A 15289-nucleotide genomic window follows, 5' to 3' on the forward strand; every position below is an offset into this window, starting at 1 on the left:
GGGGAGACGGGGGCGCGGAGCGCCCTGTCGTGGAAGGCTCAAAGCCTTCCGGATCCGGCTTCGTGGAAGCGGAACGGGCGGAGACTTAAGAACGCCGGACGGGCGGCCGAGAGGTCGCTGAAAAAATTTAGACTGGCGACACCTTGGCCGCCCGTCTTCCCACCACCCTTCCCGAAGGGTGGGTTCTTTGAAATGGCCAGACGGTGAAAACCGGGCGTGGCAACGATGCCGCGCGTCCCCGAGACCCCGAGCTTGACCGGCAAGGCAAATGTCTTTATGGGGACGGCGACTTTCCACGAGGCCGCCTGAAACTTTCCGCGCGCCGTCCTTTCGGGTGCGGCAAGGGGTCATGGCCCGAAAGATAAAGGTAGAAAAATGTCCCGCGCATGTGAACTGACCGGTAAGGCCGTGTTGAGCGGCAACAATGTAAGCCACGCCAACAACCGGAGCCGCCGCCGCTTCCTGCCGAACCTGTGCGACGTCACGCTGATGTCGGAGGCGCTCGGCCAGAACTACCGGCTGCGCGTTTCGGCCAATGCGCTGCGCACGGTCGAGCATCGCGGCGGGCTCGATGCCTTCCTCATGAAGGCGAAGTCGAACGAGCTTTCCCAGCGGGCGCGCCTCTTGAAGAAGCAGGTCGCCAAGAAGCTGGCAGAGCAGGCGGAAGCCTGAGCCACCCGATCCGGGGCGGGAGCGTTTCCCGCCCACTGGTTCCATCACCCAGGATAAAAAAATGACGCGCATCCTTGCAGTCTGGCCCTTCGTGGCCGCCATGGCGATCGTCGTCGCCGCCTCGAACTTCCTCGTTCAGTTCCCCTTTTCCTATCTCGGCCTCGGCGAACTCCTCACCTGGGGTGCGTTCACCTATCCGATCGCCTTCCTCATCAACGACCTGACCAACCGCCGCTTCGGGCCGGACGCCGCGCGCCGCGTGGTGATGGTGGGTTTCGTGCTGGCGATGGCGCTCTCGGTGCTGCTCGCCAGCCCGCGCATCGCGCTCGCCTCGGGCTCGGCCTTCCTCCTCGCGCAGCTTCTGGACGTCGCCATCTTCGACCGGCTGCGGAAAAGCGCCTGGTGGCAGGCGCCGCTGATCTCGACGCTGATCGGCTCTGCGCTCGACACCGTGCTGTTCTTCTCGCTGGCCTTCGCCGCTGCCTTCTCCTTCCTCGACACGGGATTAGGCTTGGAAGACGGTTCGCTCGCCTTCCCGGTTCCGCTCTTCGGTTCCGGCATGGATGTGCCGCTGTGGGTGTCGCTGGCGCTGGGCGATCTCGGGGTGAAGCTTCTGGTGGGTCTAGCCATGCTCATCCCCTACGGCGCCCTGATCACCGTGCTCAGGCCGGCAGAGGCGGTGCGGTAAAAACTACGCCCTCTCCAGATTGTCCTTGAAGACGGCCGGAGGCGCCGGCTCGTGCTCGAGGATGAGGTCGGCCCCTTTCTCGCCCACCATGATGGCCGAGGCATTGGTGTTGGAAGAGGGGATGCGCGGCATGACCGAGGCATCGCACACGCGCAGGCCCTCCACCCCGCGCACCTTCAACTCCGGCGTCACGACGGCGGTCTCGCCCGTGCCCATGCGGCAGGTGCCGACGGGGTGATGATCGGTCTTTGCCGTGCGGCAGGCGTAGTCGAAGAGCGCTTCGTCGCTGTCGGCGCCGGGGCAGGGCAGCACCTCGCGGGCAACGAAGCGCCGCAGCGCCTTCTGCCGCATGATCTGGCGCGCCAGCCGTAACCCGCGGAACGCCATCTCCCGGTCGTGGGGGTCGCTCCAGTAGTTGGGGTCGATCAGCGGGCTATCGGCGGGGTCGGCGCTCTTCAGGCGCACCGTGCCGCGCGAGCGGGGGCGCAGGAAAGCGGAGTTGAGCGTGACGCCGGGGTTCTTCAGCTTCTCCACGCCCGCCTCGATGCCCGAGCCAAGCCCGAGGTGGAACTGGATGTCCGGATGGGCGGCGGTCGGGTCGGCGTACCAGAAGCCGCCGGTCTCGAAGAGGCTGGACGCGGCAGGGCCCTTCTTGAGCAGGATATACTGCAGGCCGGCCCAGACCGTCCGGTGCAGCTTGGCATAGTTGTCGTAGGTGTGGTCGCCGGTGCATTCGGCGATGACGAAGAGGTCGAGGTGATCCTGCAGGTTGGCGCCGACGCCCGTCAGGTCGTGGAGCGGCAGAATGCCGACGGATTTCAAGTGGTCGGCGGGGCCGATGCCCGACTGCATCAGAAGCTTCGGTGAGCCGATGGCGCCGGCCGAGACGATCACCTCGCGCTCCGCCCTCAGGACGACCGGCGCCGCGCCCGGCCTTTCGACCAGCTCGACCCCCACCGCGCGGCCATTCTCGACGACGATACGCGTCACCATGGCGGCGGTTTTCACCGCCAGGTTCGGCCGGTCGCGGGCGGGCTTGAGATAGGCGACGGCGGCGGAGGAGCGGCGGGCCCCGCGCTGGGTGAGCTGGTAGTAGCCGACACCTTCCTGGCGCGCGCCGTTGAAGTCCGGGTTGAAGGGGATGCCGAGTTCCTGCGCGGCGCGGAAATAGGCCTCGCAGATGGGCAGCGGCGCGATGGGATTGGAGACACCCAGCGGGCCGTCCCCTCCGTGATAGTCGTTGGCGAAGCGCTCGTTGGCCTCGGCCCGCTTGAAATAGGGTAGCACCTCGCGATAGCTCCACCCGGCGCAGCCTTCCTCGCTGACCCAGGCGTCGTAGTCGGCCGGGTTGCCGCGGGTGTAGATCTGCGCGTTGATGGACGAGCCGCCGCCGACCACCTTGGCCTGCGTATAGCGCAGCACGCGATCGCCCAGATGCTTTTGCGGCACGGTCGACCAGCCCCAGCTGGCGATGCCCTTGGTCATCCTGGCGAAACCCGCCGGCATGTGGATCAGCGGATGCCAGTCGCGCCCGCCCGCCTCGATCAGGAGGACGGAGTTCGCCGGATCCTCGCTCAGCCTGCTGGCAAGCACGCAACCTGCGGAGCCGGCGCCGACGATGATGAAGTCCGTCATTCCTTCCTCGTTCGCATCATAGCCGGGCGAGCGACAGCGCGCCGTCCAGGTTGACGATCGTGCCGGTGGCAAAGCCGAAGCGGCCGGTCGCCAGCCCCGCCACCGCGCAGCCCACATCCTCCGGCTCCCCCCAGCGCCGCGCCGGCACCAGGCCATCGGCGATCAGCCTGTCGTACTTACCGGCCACACCGGCGGTCATACCGGTACGGATGATGCCGGGGCGTACCTCGAACACGGCGATGCCCTCGTCGGCGAGGCGCAGGGCGAGGTTCTTGGTCCACATGGCAAGCCCCGCCTTGGACATGCAGTAGTCGGCGCGCTCCGGCGAGGCCATTTCGGCGCTGACGGAGGTGATGTTGACGATGGTTCGCGGGTGCCCGGCAGGGGCGGCGAGCATCGCCTTGACGACGGCCTGCGTGAGAAAGACCGTGCCGCGCAGGTTGACCGCCATCACGCGGTCGAAATTCTCGGGCTTCAGATCGAGCAGGTCGCCACGCGTCGGCGCGGCGATTCCGGCATTGTTGACGAGGCAGTCGATACGGCCGAAGGCGCCAAGCGCGGCCTCGACGAGCTTCGGATGGTCGGCAAGGTCGGAAATGTCGGCCCGATGGAACGCGAAGCCGGCGCCGCAAGCCTCCATCGCCGCACGCACCTCGGCAACGCCCTCCTCGCGCACGTCCGTCACCACGAGATCGAAGCCCTCGGCGGCAAGCGCCTCGGCCACGGCACGGCCGATACCGCGCAAGGCCCCGGTGACGATGGCGGCAGGGCGGCTCATGACAGCTCCTCGCCGCGGATGTGATCGGCCACGCGCAGCGCCTGTGCGGCGACGGTGAGCGCGGGGTTGACGGCGGCGGATGTGGGCAGGAAGCCGGCGTCCACCACGAAGAGGTTGCGGTGATCGTAGGAGCGGCAGAAGGGGTCGAGCGGGGCTTCCGCCGGGTCCACACCCATGCGCACGGTTCCGCACTGGTGCGACGGCGTGCGCTTGTCGAAGGGGCGCGAGAGCACGATGGGATAGCCGGAAGCGCGGCAGATTTCGCGCATGCGCCTGGTGAGGCGCTTCAGGGAGCCGAGGTTAGTGCGGCGCCATCGGAGGACGATGTCGGCGCCGTCCACCATGACGCGACTCTCCGGGTCCGGCAGGTCCTCGGTCATCAGGTACCAGTCGACCGAGCGGCCGGCGATGAAGTCCGCCGCCGGGCCGGGCAGGAAGCGCACGTTGGGGCGCAGGATGTCGCCGGAGATCTTGCCGAGAAGCTGGACGTTGCCGAGCGGCCTGCCGCCGTTGCCGTCTGTGAGGTAGAAATCGTTGAAGCCGAGGGTCTTCTGGTAGACCGCGTCGTTCTTCCGCCACGGGTCGATGGCGAGCATCGCCGCGCTGTTGTGGTTCATGAAGTTGCGGCCGACCTGGCCGGAACTGTTGGCAAGTCCGCCATTCTCGCCCGAGCGCAGAAGGAGTGCGGCCGAGTTCACCGCACCGGCCGACAGGATCACCAGCTTGGGGCTCACGCTCTTCTGTTCGTTGCCCTGGCGATAGTGCACGCGGGCGATGGATTTGCCGTCGGCCGCCGCTTCCAGCCGCTCCACCTTCGCTTCCGTCTCCAGGCGGATGTCGGCGTCCTCGAGTGCGGCGGCCAATGCGCAGGTCTCCGCGTCCATCTTGCCGCGCCCGGCGTTGGGGAAGGCGTCCCACGGTGTTCCGGCGCGGCTGAGCCAGGCTTCGTGGTCGACGCCGAGCGGCAGGGAGGCAGGGTGGAGGCCCTGCGCCTTGAGCTTCTCGCGCACGCTGGCGATGGCCGGCTCGTCCGGCACCGGCGGAAAGGGGTAGGGGGCGGAGTGAAAGGGCTCCGTCGGGTCCTCGCCGAGCGCGCCACGCACGTTGAAGAGCGCCTCGGCCTTGGTGTACCAGGGCTCCAGCTCTTCGTAAGGAAAGGGCCAGGCGGGCGAGACGCCGCCGAAATGCTCGATCTCGGAGAAATCCTCACGCCGGAAACGGATCAGCACGGCGCCGTAGAATTTCGAGTTGCCGCCGACATAGTAGTAGTTGCCGGGGTTGAAGGGCGCACGGCCGGCCTCGCGCCACATCTCCTGCGGCCGATAGTGGCCGGCGCCGAAGATGGCCTTCGCATCGATGCATTCGGGCGTATCGGCAAGCCGCCCGCCGCGCTCCAGGATGAGGATCGAGGCGCCGGAGTGGGCGAGCCCGGCGGCCACCGTGGCGCCGCCTATGCCTGAGCCGATGATGACGATGTCCGGACTTTTCCGCATCAGCTCAAAGAATCCGGCTCTCTGTCTCCGGGTCGAAGAAGACGCTCTTGGAGAGGTTGAAGGCGAGTGGCGCGGTGGTGCCCGGTGCGATGTTGGCGTCAGCGCGCAGGCGGGCGATGACGCCCTTGCCGCCCAGATGCGTGACGGCGAAGGTGTCGGAGCCGGCCGGCTCGACCACCTCGATGAAGCAATCGGCATGGGCGAGGCTGACAGCGTTGCGGTCGGCGCCTTCGGGGTCGGTCAGCGCCTCCGGGCGCACGCCGAAGATCACGTCGCGCCCCTTGTAGGCGACAAGCCCCGCCGGCGGGTGGGCGAGCGGCAGGCTGATGGGGGGTGCGGCGCCGCGCTCCAGGTCGAGCGCCAGGCCGGCCGAGCCGTTGGTGATCTTAGCGGGGATAAGGTTCATCGCTGGCGAACCCATGAAGTCGGCGACGAAGGTGTTGACCGGGTTGTTGTAGATCTCGGCAGGCGTGCCGAACTGCTGCAGAACGCCGTCCTTCAGGACGGCGATCTTGGAGGCGAGCGTCATCGCCTCGATCTGGTCGTGGGTGACGTAGACGATGGTCGTGCCCATGCGCTGGTGCAGACGCTTGATCTCCGTGCGCATGTCGACGCGCAGCTTGGCGTCGAGGTTGGAGAGCGGCTCGTCGAACAGGAAGACCTGCGGGTCGCGCACCAGCGCCCGGCCCATGGCGACGCGCTGGCGCTGGCCGCCCGAAAGCTGGCTCGGCTTGCGGGAAAGCAGGGGGCCGATCTGCAGCGTCTCCGCCACGCGGGCAATCGCCGCTTCGCGCTCGGCCTTGGGTACGCCCCGGATTTCCATGCCGAAGCCGATGTTCTGCGCCACGGTCATGTTGGGGTAGAGCGCGTAGGACTGGAAGACCATGGCAATGTCGCGCTTCGACGGGTGCAGCTCGTTGACCCGCCGCCCGCCGATGCGGATTTCGCCGGCGGTGATCGGCTCCAGCCCGGCGATGGTGTTGAGCAGGGTCGACTTGCCGCAGCCCGACGGCCCGACGAGCACCAGGAAACCGCCTTCCTCGATCTCCAGATTGATGCGCTTCAGCACTTCGACATTGCCGAAGGATTTTTCAAGGTCGATGATCTGAAGAAAGGACATTGGCCTACCCCTTGACCGCGCCGGCCATCAGCCCGCGCACGAAATAGCGGCCGGAGACGATGTAGACGATCAGCGTCGGCAGCGCCGCCATGATCGCGCCGGCGAAGTGGACGTTGTACTCCTTCACGCCCGTGGAGGAGGAGACGAGGTTGTTGAGCGCCACCGTCACGGGAATGGAATCGACGCCGGCGAAGGACGCCCCGAACAGGAAATCGTTCCAGATGTTGGTGAACTGCCAGATGACGGTGACGACGATGATCGGGCCCGAGGAGGGCAGCAGGATGCGGCGGAAGATCTGGAAGAAGCTGGCGCCGTCGATCTGCGCCGCGCGTACGAGCTCGCTCGGGAAGGCCGCGTAGTAGTTGCGGAAGAAGAGCGTGGTGAAGCCGAGGCCGTAGACGACGTGCACCAGAACGAGACCGGGGATGGTGCCGGCCAGGCCGAGCAAGCCCAGCATGCGCGCCATCGGGATAAGCACGATCTGGAACGGGATGAAGCAGGCGAGCAGCATCACCCCGAAGACGACGCCGGCGCCGCGGAAGGTCCATTTGGTGAGCACATAGCCGTTCAGCGCGCCGAGCACGGTGGAGATGAAGACGGCTGGAACCACCATGAGGATCGAGTTCATGAAATAGGGTTTGAGCCCCGTCGGCTGCACGCCGATCTGCGCCGTCGACCAAGCTTTGAGCCATGGCTCGACGGTGGTGGCCAGCGGCAGGGACAGCATGTCGCCCTGGCGGATCTCGCCCAGCGGCTTCAACGAGTTGACCAGCATCACGTAGAGCGGCAGCAGATAGTAGACCGCGAACAGGATGAGCGCGGTGTAGATGAGTGCGCGGGCGAGCCGGTTCGGCGCGAGGGTGGAGGGCGTGCGCGAAGCGGCAAGCGGCGTTTCGGTGGCTGCCGTCGTCATCGCCGTGCCCCCGCCCGCAGCTCGGAATAGAGATAGGGGATAATGATCGAGAAGATCATGATCATCATGATGATGGCCGACGAGGCGCCGATGCCCATGAGGTTGCGCGTGAAGGTGTAGGAATACATGAAGGTGGCCGGCAGCTCGGTTGCCTGGCCCGGTCCGCCGCCGGTGAGCGCGATGACGAGGTCGTAGGCCTTGATGGCGAGGTGGGCGAGCACGACGAAGGCCGACAGGAAGACAGGCCGCATCAAGGGGATGATGATGCGGCGGTAGGTGGTGAAGGTCGAGGCACCGTCGATTTGCGCCGCCTTGATGATGTCGGGGTCGACGCCGCGCAGGCCGGCCAGGAACATGGCCATGACGAAGCCGGAGGATTGCCACACCGCAGCGATCACCACCGTATAGATCGCCATCCGCCGGTCCTTGATCCAGTCGAAGGCGAAGCTCTCCCAGCCCCATTGGTGCATGGTGTGTTCGATGCCGATGCCGGGGTCGAGGAACCACTTCCACGCCGTGCCCGTGACGATGAAGGAGAGCGCCATCGGATAGAGATAGATGGGCCTGAGCACGCCCTCGGCGCGGATTTTCTGGTCGAGCAGGATGGCGACGAGCAGGCCGAGAACGGTGCAGATGACGATGTAGAGCGTGCCGAAGATCGCCAGGTTGGTGATGGCGCGCCACCAGTGCGGCAGCTTCCAGAGGCGCTCGTAATTTTCGAAACCGACCCAGTTGTAGGAGGGCAGGATGCGCGAATCGGTGAAGGAGAGGTAGCCCGTATAGGCGATGAAGCCATATACGAACAAAAGGATGAGGAAGAAGCTGGGGCTCAAGACCAGCTTGGGGATGTAATCCTGCAGGCGTTCCTTCACCAAGAAACTCCCTTTTCGGGTGGGGGCGCCGGCCGTTTTCGGGTGCAGCCTAGGCCGTTTTCAGGTGTGGCCAGCGGGGGCGCAGGTGGCGCCCCCGACCGGCGTGGTGCCTACTTGACGGCTTCCACCGCGGCGGCGAGCTCGGCCGGTGCGTCGTCGGTCGAGATGTCGCCGTTGAAGTGCTGGGTGATGACGTCGTACATGGCGTTCTTCACGGCGGCAGGATTGGCGTGGCCGTGGGCCATGGAGCCGTAGAGCGCGCCGTTGGTGTTGGCCTCCGCCAAATCCGCCATGCCCTTCTTGCCGCAGTCGTCGAACTCCTCGTTGGGGACGTCGGTGCGCGCGGGCACGGAGCCCTTGACCGTATTGAAGGCGATCTGGAAGCCGGGGTCCATGATCGCCGAGGCCATCATGAGCTGCGCTTCGCGCTGCTCCTCGCCGACCTGGAACATGACGAACTGGTCGGAATTGAAGGTCACCGCTCCTTGCGTGCCGGGGAAGCGGATGCACACGAAATCCTCGCCCGGAGTCTGGTCGGCGTTGAGGAACTCGCCCTTGGCCCAGTCGCCCATCATCTGCATGCCGGCCTCGCCCTCGATCACCATCGAGGATGCAAGGTTCCAGTCGCGGCCGGAGAAGTTGTCGTCGACATAGGAGCGCAGCTTCTCCATGCGGGCGAAGGCTTCGCCCATCTTCTCGCCGCCGAGCGCTTCGGGATCGAGGTCGATCATCGACGCCTTGTAGAAATCCGTGCCGAGCGAGAGAACGACCGCGTCGAAGATCGTCGCGTCCTGCCATGCCTGGCCGCCATGGCCGAGCGGCGTGATGCCGTTCTCCTGCATCTTGTCTAGGACAGCGATCAGCTCGTCCCAGGTCTCCGGCGCCTTGCCGCCGGCGGCATCCAGCGCTTCCTTGTTGATCCACACCCAGTTGGTGGAGTGGACGTTCACGGGAGCGGCGATCCAGGTGTCCTCATATTTGGAGAACTGCTTCAAGGCGTCGGGGACGACCTCTTCCCAGCCCTCCTCGCTGGCGATCTGGTTGAGGTCCGCGACGACGCCCTGTTGTGCCCAGTCGAGAATGTCGAAGCCCAGCATCTGCACCGCCGTTGGCGCGTTGCCGGCCGTGACGCGGGCGCGCAGGGCCGTCATCGCCTGCTCGCCGCCGCCGCCGGCAACCGGCATATCCGCCCAGGTGACGCCCTTGGATTCCAGGTCCTTCTTGAGCACGTCGAGGGCGGCGGCTTCGCCACCCGAGGTCCACCAGTGCAGCACCTCGACACGGCCGACGTCCTGGGCGTAGGCCGCAGCGCCGACGCTTGAGGCAAGCATTGTTCCGATCAGAAGTTTGCGCAACATATCGTTTCCTCCCTAGTTGCAGCATTCTCCGGCGCGGGGGCGCCGGAAATTCCACAGCCTGCCGGGCACCTTTGGCGGGTCCGGCTGTCGGCTGATCCTGTGGTCCGTTCCTCCCTTCGTGCGGTCGCCCTCCTGTGCGACCTTGCCCTCATTTCCGACCGAAGGCGGGCGTCCGCTTGTCGCGGAAGGCGGCCACACCGGCGCGCAGATCACCCGTCATGGCGACGAAGCCGCTGGCGAGCACGTCCGCCGCTGCATCGTCGTCACCTTCGGCAATGGCTATCATCGCCTTCGTCGTCTCCGTGGCCAGCGGCCCGCGCGCGGCGATAACGGCCGCCCAGGCACGCGCCTCCTCCAGTCCCTGTCCGGTCTCGGCCAGCCGGTCGACGATGCCCAACGCGAATGCGGCCTCCGCCGTCAGCACCTCGCCGCCGATGGCCATGCGGCGCACTGCCTGGGCGCCGAAGCGGCGCACCGCGCGCTGCGTGCCCGACCATCCCGGCACCACGCCGATCCCCGTTTCGGGGAAGCCGATCTTGGCATGCTTCTCGGCCACCCGAAAGTCCGCCGCGGCCGCAAGCTCCAGCCCGCCGCCCAGTGCGTGGCCGGAAAGGACGGCGATGGTGGGCTGGCGCAGGCGGGCCAGGCGGTCGAAGACGCGGTTGCCGAGGCGGATCCATTTCGTCTGGAAGTCGGCCGCGCTCAAGGCGGACCAGGCATCGACGTCGCCGCCGGCGCAGAAGCCTTTGCCCTTACCGCAGATAAGCACGACGCGGACCTTTTCGGCCGCCTCGATCTCGTCCAGGCGGCGGGCGAGTGCTTCAAGCGTCGGGATATCGAGTGCGTTGAACTTCTCCGGCCGGTAAAGCGTGACGATGCCGAGATGGCCGTCGGTCTCCAGCCGCACGAGCGTATCAGACACGGGCGCCTCCGTTGAGTTCCAGGCCCATGGGGCCTTCGCCATAGAGAATGGCGGGAGACGTTTTGAGGCCGTCGGCGACGCGCAGCGGGATATCAGCCTGCGCCAGCACGTCGCGCTCCAGGTCGATGCCGGGGGCGAGTTCGGTGACCAGAAGGCCGTCGGACGTCAGTTTCATAACGCAACGTTCCGTTACATAGGTGATGCCCTGCCCTTGCTCGACAGCGCGGCGGCCGGAGAAGGAGACCTGCTCGACCTTCTCGACAATCTTGTTGACCTTGCCTTCCTGGTCGATGGCGATGCCGCCGTTGTTCAGCGACAGCTTGGCACCGGCCTTGAAGAAGCCGGAGAAGACGATCTTCCTCGCCCGCGCCGTAATGTCCACGAAGCCGCCGGCGCCGGCCGTCACATGCGGGCGGGCTGCGAGCCTGGAGACGTTGACGGAGCCCTCCCGGTCGATCTCGAGGAAGGAGAGCAGCGAGGCGTCGAAGCCGCCAGCCTGGAAATAGGTGAACTGCTGGGGCGAGGGCATGATGGCCTCGGCGTTGGAGGCGCAACCGAATTTGAAGTCGAGGAGCGGAACGCCGCCCACCGCACCCTGCTCGATGACCCAGGTCACCTTGCCGTGCTGGCCTTCCTCGAGGAGGATGCGCGGCACGTTGGCGGAGATGCCGAAGCCGATATTGACCGCCATGCCCTCGGCAAGCTCCATGGCGACGCGCCGGGCGATCGCCTTCTGCACGCTCATCCCGGGCGTGGAGAAGGAGGAGAGGGGGCGGAAGATTTCGCCGGAGATCGCCGGGTCGTAGGGCGTCTGCGTCGTCTGCAGCTGGTCCGGCGCCACCACGATGCGGTCGACAAGCACACCCGGCACGCGCACGTTGTGCGGCCTCAAGGTGCCGTTCTCGACGACGCGCTTGACCTGGGCGATCACCACGCCGCCATTGTTGCGGGCGGCGAGCGCCTGGTCGAGCGCGCCGAGATAGGCACCCTCGTGCTCGTAGGTGAGGTTGCCGCGTTCGTCGGCCGTGGTGGCGCGGATGATGGCAACGTCCGGGGCGATGGCGCGGAAGTAGAGCCAGTCCTCGCCGTCGAAGGAGACGCGGGCAACGATGGGCTCGCTGGCCGCCACGTTCATGGCGCAGCCCTCGTTTTCCGGATCGACGAAAGTGCCGAGGCCGACCTTGGTCAAGACGCCCGGCCGCTTGGCGGCCGCTTCCCGGTGCATGTCGAAGAGGATGCCGGAGGGCACGTTGTAGGCCGCCACTTCGTTGGCGCCGATCATCTTCCAGATTTCCGGCGGTTCGGCGGAGGAGGGGCCGGAAGGGTAGGAGCCGCAGAGCGTCTTCTTCAGGAGACCGGGCTTCGCCAGATGGTCGATGCCCTTGATGCCGTACATGTCGCCGGCGGCGATGGGGTGCAGCGTGGTGATGGCGCGGGGGTGCCCCTCGCGCTCGAAGCGGGCGCCGATGGCGGCGAGCACGGCGTCGGGACAGCCGAGCCCCGAGGAGGAAGAGACGGAGACGACCGCGCCGTCGCGGATCATCTCCGCCGCGTGCGCCGCTGTGACCTCTTTCTTCACGCGCGCGCCTCCAGCTTTGGATCGATGGCGACGGTCCTGCCGGTGCGGGCGGCTTCGAGTGCCGCTTCGGCGATCGCCAGCGACCAGACGCCGTCTTCGCCCGTGGCCGACGGCGTTCCCTCGCCGCGGATAGCGGCGTGGAACTGGCGTAGCGAGCGCGTGTAGAGGTCTTCCCGGTCGAAGCTGAGTTCCTCCTCACCTTCGGCCGTGCGAAGAACGACGCTGCCCACCGGCTTCTGGGTCATCACGTCGCGGGCGATCAGGGAGCCCTCGGTGCCGTGCACTTCGAAGCCGGTGCCGGCATGCTTCACCGTGAATGCGTCGTGCGTCTGGGCGATGAGGCCGGAGGAGAACGTCATCACCGTCATCACCCCGTCCTCCAGCCCGCCGGCGGCCATGCCGGCGGATTGCGTAACGGCGGCGACCTGCGCCGGGTCGTCGCCGAGCACGAAACGCAGCGTGTCGGCGTCGTGCACCGTGATGTCGAGCACCACGCCGCCGCCGGCCTCCGGCCGCGTGATGCGCCAGCCTTGCAGGTGCTCCGGCAGATAGACGGCATGGAAGACACGGGCGGCGAGCGGACGGCCGATCCGGCCTTTTTTGATCGCCTCGCGCATGGCGCGGTGGGCGCCGGCGTTGCGCAGGTGATGGTTGGTGCCCATGACGACGCCGGCCGCCCGGCAGGCCTCGACCATCGTGCGTGCGTCAGTGCTGGTGAGCGCCAGCGGCTTTTCGCACAGCACATGCTTGCCGGCCTTGGCGGCGGCGAGCGTCTGTTCAAGATGCAGTTCGTTGGTGGTGGAGATGTAGACAGCATCGATATCGGAAGCCAGAAGGGCGTCGAGATCGTTGAAGTGACGGGGGATATCGTTCTCCCTCGCATACGCCTCGGCGCGCTCCGCGCTCGAACTCATCACGGCGACGACCTCGCCGTCCGGCTGGCGGCGGATGGCGCTTATCATGAACTGCCGCGCGATCGTGCTGGCGCCGATCAGGCCCCATTTCACCGTCATGCCGTCCTCCTCGCTTCCGTAATGTCTGGGCCGCAGCTGTCGCGCACGATCAGGCTGATGGCACCGATGTGACTTTCTGCGTCGGTGGTGCCGGCGCGGATCATGTTGAGCATCGTGTGCGCTGCGCGTTCGCCGAGCCCGGCGGTATCGACGGCGACGCTGGTGAGCGCGGGCATGTAGTGCTGGGCCTCGGCCACATCGTCGAAGCCGACGATGGCAAAATCGCTGCCGGGCTCCAGGCCGCGCTTGCGCAGGCCGGTCATGGCGCCGAAGGCGACGGCGTCGTTGAAGCATACGGCCGCCGTCGGCGCGGGGCTGAAGGCAAGCGCCGTATCGATCGCGCTCATGCCGCCTTTGCGGTTTGTATCGCCCTGGATGACCAGTGTCTCGTCCGCCACGATGCCGTGCGCGGCAAGCGCCTCGCGATAGCCGCCGACGCGTTCGTGATAGACCACCATATCCGGGAAGCCGCCCAGGAAGGCGATGCGGCGGTGGCCCTTGCTGATGAGGTGTCTCGTGGCGAGGAAGGCGCCCCGGGGGTTGTCGGGCACCACCACCGGGATGCGGCTGCCGGACAAGCGGCGCATGGTGAAGATCACCGGTATGCCGGCCGAGCGGATATGTTCGAAAGCGTCCGGCGACGTGCCGTGGGCGGGTGAGACGATGAGGCCGGCCACACCCTGCTCCAGCAGCGATTTCAGAACCTCGCCCTGGCGCACGGGGCTCTCCGCCGTGTTGGCGATGAAGGGCACGATGCCGGCCGACTGGAAGACCCGTTCCATGCCGACGGCGAGCTCGGCGAAGAAGGGGTTGGTGAGGTCGTTGATGACCATGCCCACCACGTTGGAGTGGGCCTTTCTCAGATTGGCGGCGCCGCGGTTGTAGACGTAGCCGACCTCTTCGATGGCCTTCCTGACCCGCGACGCGGTCTCCGGCCGGATCAGCGCGCTGCCCTGCAGGACCAGCGACACGGTCGACTTGGAAACGCCGGCCTTGCTGGCGATGTCGAGGATCGTCGCCTTGCCGCGACTGGCCATGTTCCTCCCCGGAGCAGTGGTTCTATTTGGAACGTTCTAATTCACGGAAGTGCTTGACGTCAACAGGGCTTTTCACGCTGCCGGTGACGCGTCATCAGCAGTTAAAGCCGTTACCGAAGAAAAATAGACCGTTCCAATTCCTCTCGCGCACAAGCATCGGAGCCGCCACTTATGCATGGCGCCGGATCCTCGCCTATTCCCCGTGCAGCCGGAATTCCAGATAGAGGTTGCGCTGCAGTATCGAGTGGTTGTCGTCGGACAGGAGCGAGACCATGAGGGCGCCATCGGGGCGGCGCCAGACGTCCAGCGCCTCCATGTTGTCGATCTGGTAGCTCATATCGGCTTCAAGCAGCACCGGGCCGTCGGCCACGCCGCCGGGGCGGATGCTCGCGGCGGAAATACGCCGTAGGCGCATGGCGACGCCCGACGCCATGGAAAAGCGTCGCTCCAGGAGGAGCAGGTCGCCGTCGGGCAGGAAAGCGCCGTCGGTGATGTCGTAGTTGTCGCTGCGGGCAACGGTGAAGACGCCTTTCAGCGGGCCTTCGAGGATGGCGGCGAAGACGTTGCCGCGCGTGTCGATGCTGCGCTCGGTAACGGCCACGCGGGCGCCGGCCAAGGCGCTGTCCTCTGGCGCGGGGGCGATCGTCTCGAAGCCGCGGTTCATGCGCAGTTCGTAGGCGGGAACGAGGAAATCCACCTCGCCGGTGGCCGCGCCCATGGCCCCGGGCGTGAGGCGGAACTCGGCGATGCGGTGGGCGCGCTCGAAGCCGACCGTCACGCGATCGCCTTCAACGGCGATGGCCTCGGCGTCGGTGGTCCACTTTTCCCCGCTGACATTGCCGTCGAGGTCCTGGATAGACTCCATGGTGAAGGTGCCGATACCATCCGGGCGGCCTCCGGCATCGTGCGAGAGCGCACCGAAGAACCAGAGGCCGGTGTCGGCGACGCCGACGAACCGCCTGCCCGCATCCAGGAAGCGGAAGGAGGAGAGGCCGCCGAAGGCGCGGCTGCGCGACGTCATCTCCAGTCCGCCGATGAACTCCAGCGGCCCGAAACGGGTCTCGCTGGAGCCGATGCGAAACTCGGCGATAGGACGGGCTATGATCTCATAGGCTTGAGGTACTTCCTCGGCCCATGTGCCGGAAGGGCAGAGGGTGGCAAAAGAAACGAGAAGCGCGCAAAACCCGGAAGGAAGGCGTCGGCGCACGG

14 protein-coding genes are annotated in these 15289 nt (G+C 66.6%); 2 read left to right on the forward strand and 12 right to left on the reverse strand.

The window, feature by feature from the left end:
* The first annotated feature begins 375 nt into the window (after window positions 1–375).
* Window positions 376–672: a 50S ribosomal protein L28 gene (rpmB, locus tag GPJ75_RS04970; protein WP_163265711.1), complete on the forward strand. Its 297-nt coding sequence runs from the start codon at window positions 376–378 to the stop codon at window positions 670–672.
* A gap of 61 nt (window positions 673–733) precedes the next feature.
* Entirely contained in the window at window positions 734–1360 is a 627-nt protein-coding gene (locus tag GPJ75_RS04975) for a queuosine precursor transporter (protein ID WP_163265713.1), read from the forward strand.
* Between the two features lie 3 nt (window positions 1361–1363).
* Here the strand turns inward: GPJ75_RS04975 and GPJ75_RS04980 are convergent, their stop codons facing one another.
* The 12 genes from GPJ75_RS04980 to GPJ75_RS05035 all read right to left on the reverse strand — a co-directional run bounded on the left by GPJ75_RS04980 (window position 1364) and on the right by GPJ75_RS05035 (window position 15287).
* Window positions 1364–2995, reverse strand: coding sequence for a GMC family oxidoreductase (locus GPJ75_RS04980; RefSeq protein ID WP_163265715.1), 1632 nt, complete (start codon window positions 2993–2995; stop codon window positions 1364–1366).
* A 16-nt stretch (window positions 2996–3011) separates the two neighbouring features.
* Window positions 3012–3773 carry a 3-ketoacyl-ACP reductase gene (locus GPJ75_RS04985; protein WP_163265717.1) on the reverse strand — a complete coding sequence of 254 codons (762 nt, stop codon included), beginning with the start codon at window positions 3771–3773 and terminating at the stop codon, window positions 3012–3014.
* Entirely contained in the window at window positions 3770–5266 is a 1497-nt protein-coding gene (locus GPJ75_RS04990) for a GMC oxidoreductase (RefSeq protein WP_163265719.1), read from the reverse strand. The genes GPJ75_RS04985 and GPJ75_RS04990 overlap by 4 nt, the downstream gene beginning before the upstream one ends.
* 4 nt (window positions 5267–5270) lie before the next feature.
* Window positions 5271–6386 (reverse strand): ABC transporter ATP-binding protein, encoded by a 1116-nt coding sequence (locus tag GPJ75_RS04995; protein ID WP_163265721.1) that lies wholly within the window; start codon window positions 6384–6386, stop codon window positions 5271–5273.
* 4 nt (window positions 6387–6390) lie between these two features.
* Window positions 6391–7299 carry a carbohydrate ABC transporter permease gene (locus GPJ75_RS05000; RefSeq protein WP_163265723.1) on the reverse strand — a complete coding sequence of 303 codons (909 nt, stop codon included), beginning with the start codon at window positions 7297–7299 and terminating at the stop codon, window positions 6391–6393.
* On the reverse strand, window positions 7296–8174 hold the full coding sequence (locus tag GPJ75_RS05005; protein ID WP_163265725.1) for a carbohydrate ABC transporter permease: 879 nt from the start codon (window positions 8172–8174) through the stop codon (window positions 7296–7298). Before GPJ75_RS05005 ends, GPJ75_RS05000 begins: the two co-directional genes overlap by 4 nt.
* A gap of 107 nt (window positions 8175–8281) precedes the next feature.
* Window positions 8282–9526 (reverse strand): ABC transporter substrate-binding protein, encoded by a 1245-nt coding sequence (locus GPJ75_RS05010; RefSeq protein ID WP_246248919.1) that lies wholly within the window; start codon window positions 9524–9526, stop codon window positions 8282–8284.
* Between the two features lie 151 nt (window positions 9527–9677).
* Complete coding sequence (locus tag GPJ75_RS05015) at window positions 9678–10451, reverse strand: enoyl-CoA hydratase/isomerase family protein (RefSeq protein ID WP_163265729.1); 774 nt, start codon at window positions 10449–10451, stop codon at window positions 9678–9680.
* Window positions 10444–12030 (reverse strand): acyl CoA:acetate/3-ketoacid CoA transferase, encoded by a 1587-nt coding sequence (locus GPJ75_RS05020; RefSeq protein WP_163265731.1) that lies wholly within the window; start codon window positions 12028–12030, stop codon window positions 10444–10446. The genes GPJ75_RS05015 and GPJ75_RS05020 overlap by 8 nt, the downstream gene beginning before the upstream one ends.
* Window positions 12027–13043 (reverse strand): Gfo/Idh/MocA family protein, encoded by a 1017-nt coding sequence (locus tag GPJ75_RS05025; RefSeq protein ID WP_163265733.1) that lies wholly within the window; start codon window positions 13041–13043, stop codon window positions 12027–12029. Before GPJ75_RS05025 ends, GPJ75_RS05020 begins: the two co-directional genes overlap by 4 nt.
* Entirely contained in the window at window positions 13040–14080 is a 1041-nt protein-coding gene (locus GPJ75_RS05030; protein ID WP_163265735.1) for a LacI family DNA-binding transcriptional regulator, read from the reverse strand. Before GPJ75_RS05030 ends, GPJ75_RS05025 begins: the two co-directional genes overlap by 4 nt.
* 193 nt (window positions 14081–14273) lie before the next feature.
* Window positions 14274–15287 (reverse strand): esterase-like activity of phytase family protein, encoded by a 1014-nt coding sequence (locus GPJ75_RS05035; protein WP_246248903.1) that lies wholly within the window; start codon window positions 15285–15287, stop codon window positions 14274–14276.
* Window positions 15288–15289: the final 2 nt, after the last annotated feature.

The sequence above is a fragment of the Chelativorans alearensis genome (genome assembly GCF_010993735.1).
Classification (GTDB): Bacteria; Pseudomonadota; Alphaproteobacteria; order Rhizobiales; family Rhizobiaceae; genus Chelativorans; species Chelativorans alearense.

Bases quoted from the DNA above. Each gene is read 5' to 3' on its own strand.
- GPJ75_RS04995 (WP_163265721.1), bottom strand. From the start codon at position 6,386: ATGTCCTTTCTTCAGATCATCGACCTTGAAAAATCCTTCGGCAATGTC.
- GPJ75_RS04990 (WP_163265719.1), bottom strand. From the start codon at position 5,266: ATGCGGAAAAGTCCGGACATCGTCATCATCGGCTCAGGCATAGGCGGC.
- GPJ75_RS04980 (WP_163265715.1), bottom strand. From the start codon at position 2,995: ATGACGGACTTCATCATCGTCGGCGCCGGCTCCGCAGGTTGCGTGCTT.
- GPJ75_RS05025 (WP_163265733.1), bottom strand. From the start codon at position 13,043: ATGACGGTGAAATGGGGCCTGATCGGCGCCAGCACGATCGCGCGGCAG.
- GPJ75_RS04975 (WP_163265713.1), top strand. From the start codon at position 734: ATGACGCGCATCCTTGCAGTCTGGCCCTTCGTGGCCGCCATGGCGATC.
- GPJ75_RS04985 (WP_163265717.1), bottom strand. From the start codon at position 3,773: ATGAGCCGCCCTGCCGCCATCGTCACCGGGGCCTTGCGCGGTATCGGC.
- rpmB (WP_163265711.1), top strand. From the start codon at position 376: ATGTCCCGCGCATGTGAACTGACCGGTAAGGCCGTGTTGAGCGGCAAC.
- GPJ75_RS05030 (WP_163265735.1), bottom strand. From the start codon at position 14,080: ATGGCCAGTCGCGGCAAGGCGACGATCCTCGACATCGCCAGCAAGGCC.
- GPJ75_RS05000 (WP_163265723.1), bottom strand. From the start codon at position 7,299: ATGACGACGGCAGCCACCGAAACGCCGCTTGCCGCTTCGCGCACGCCC.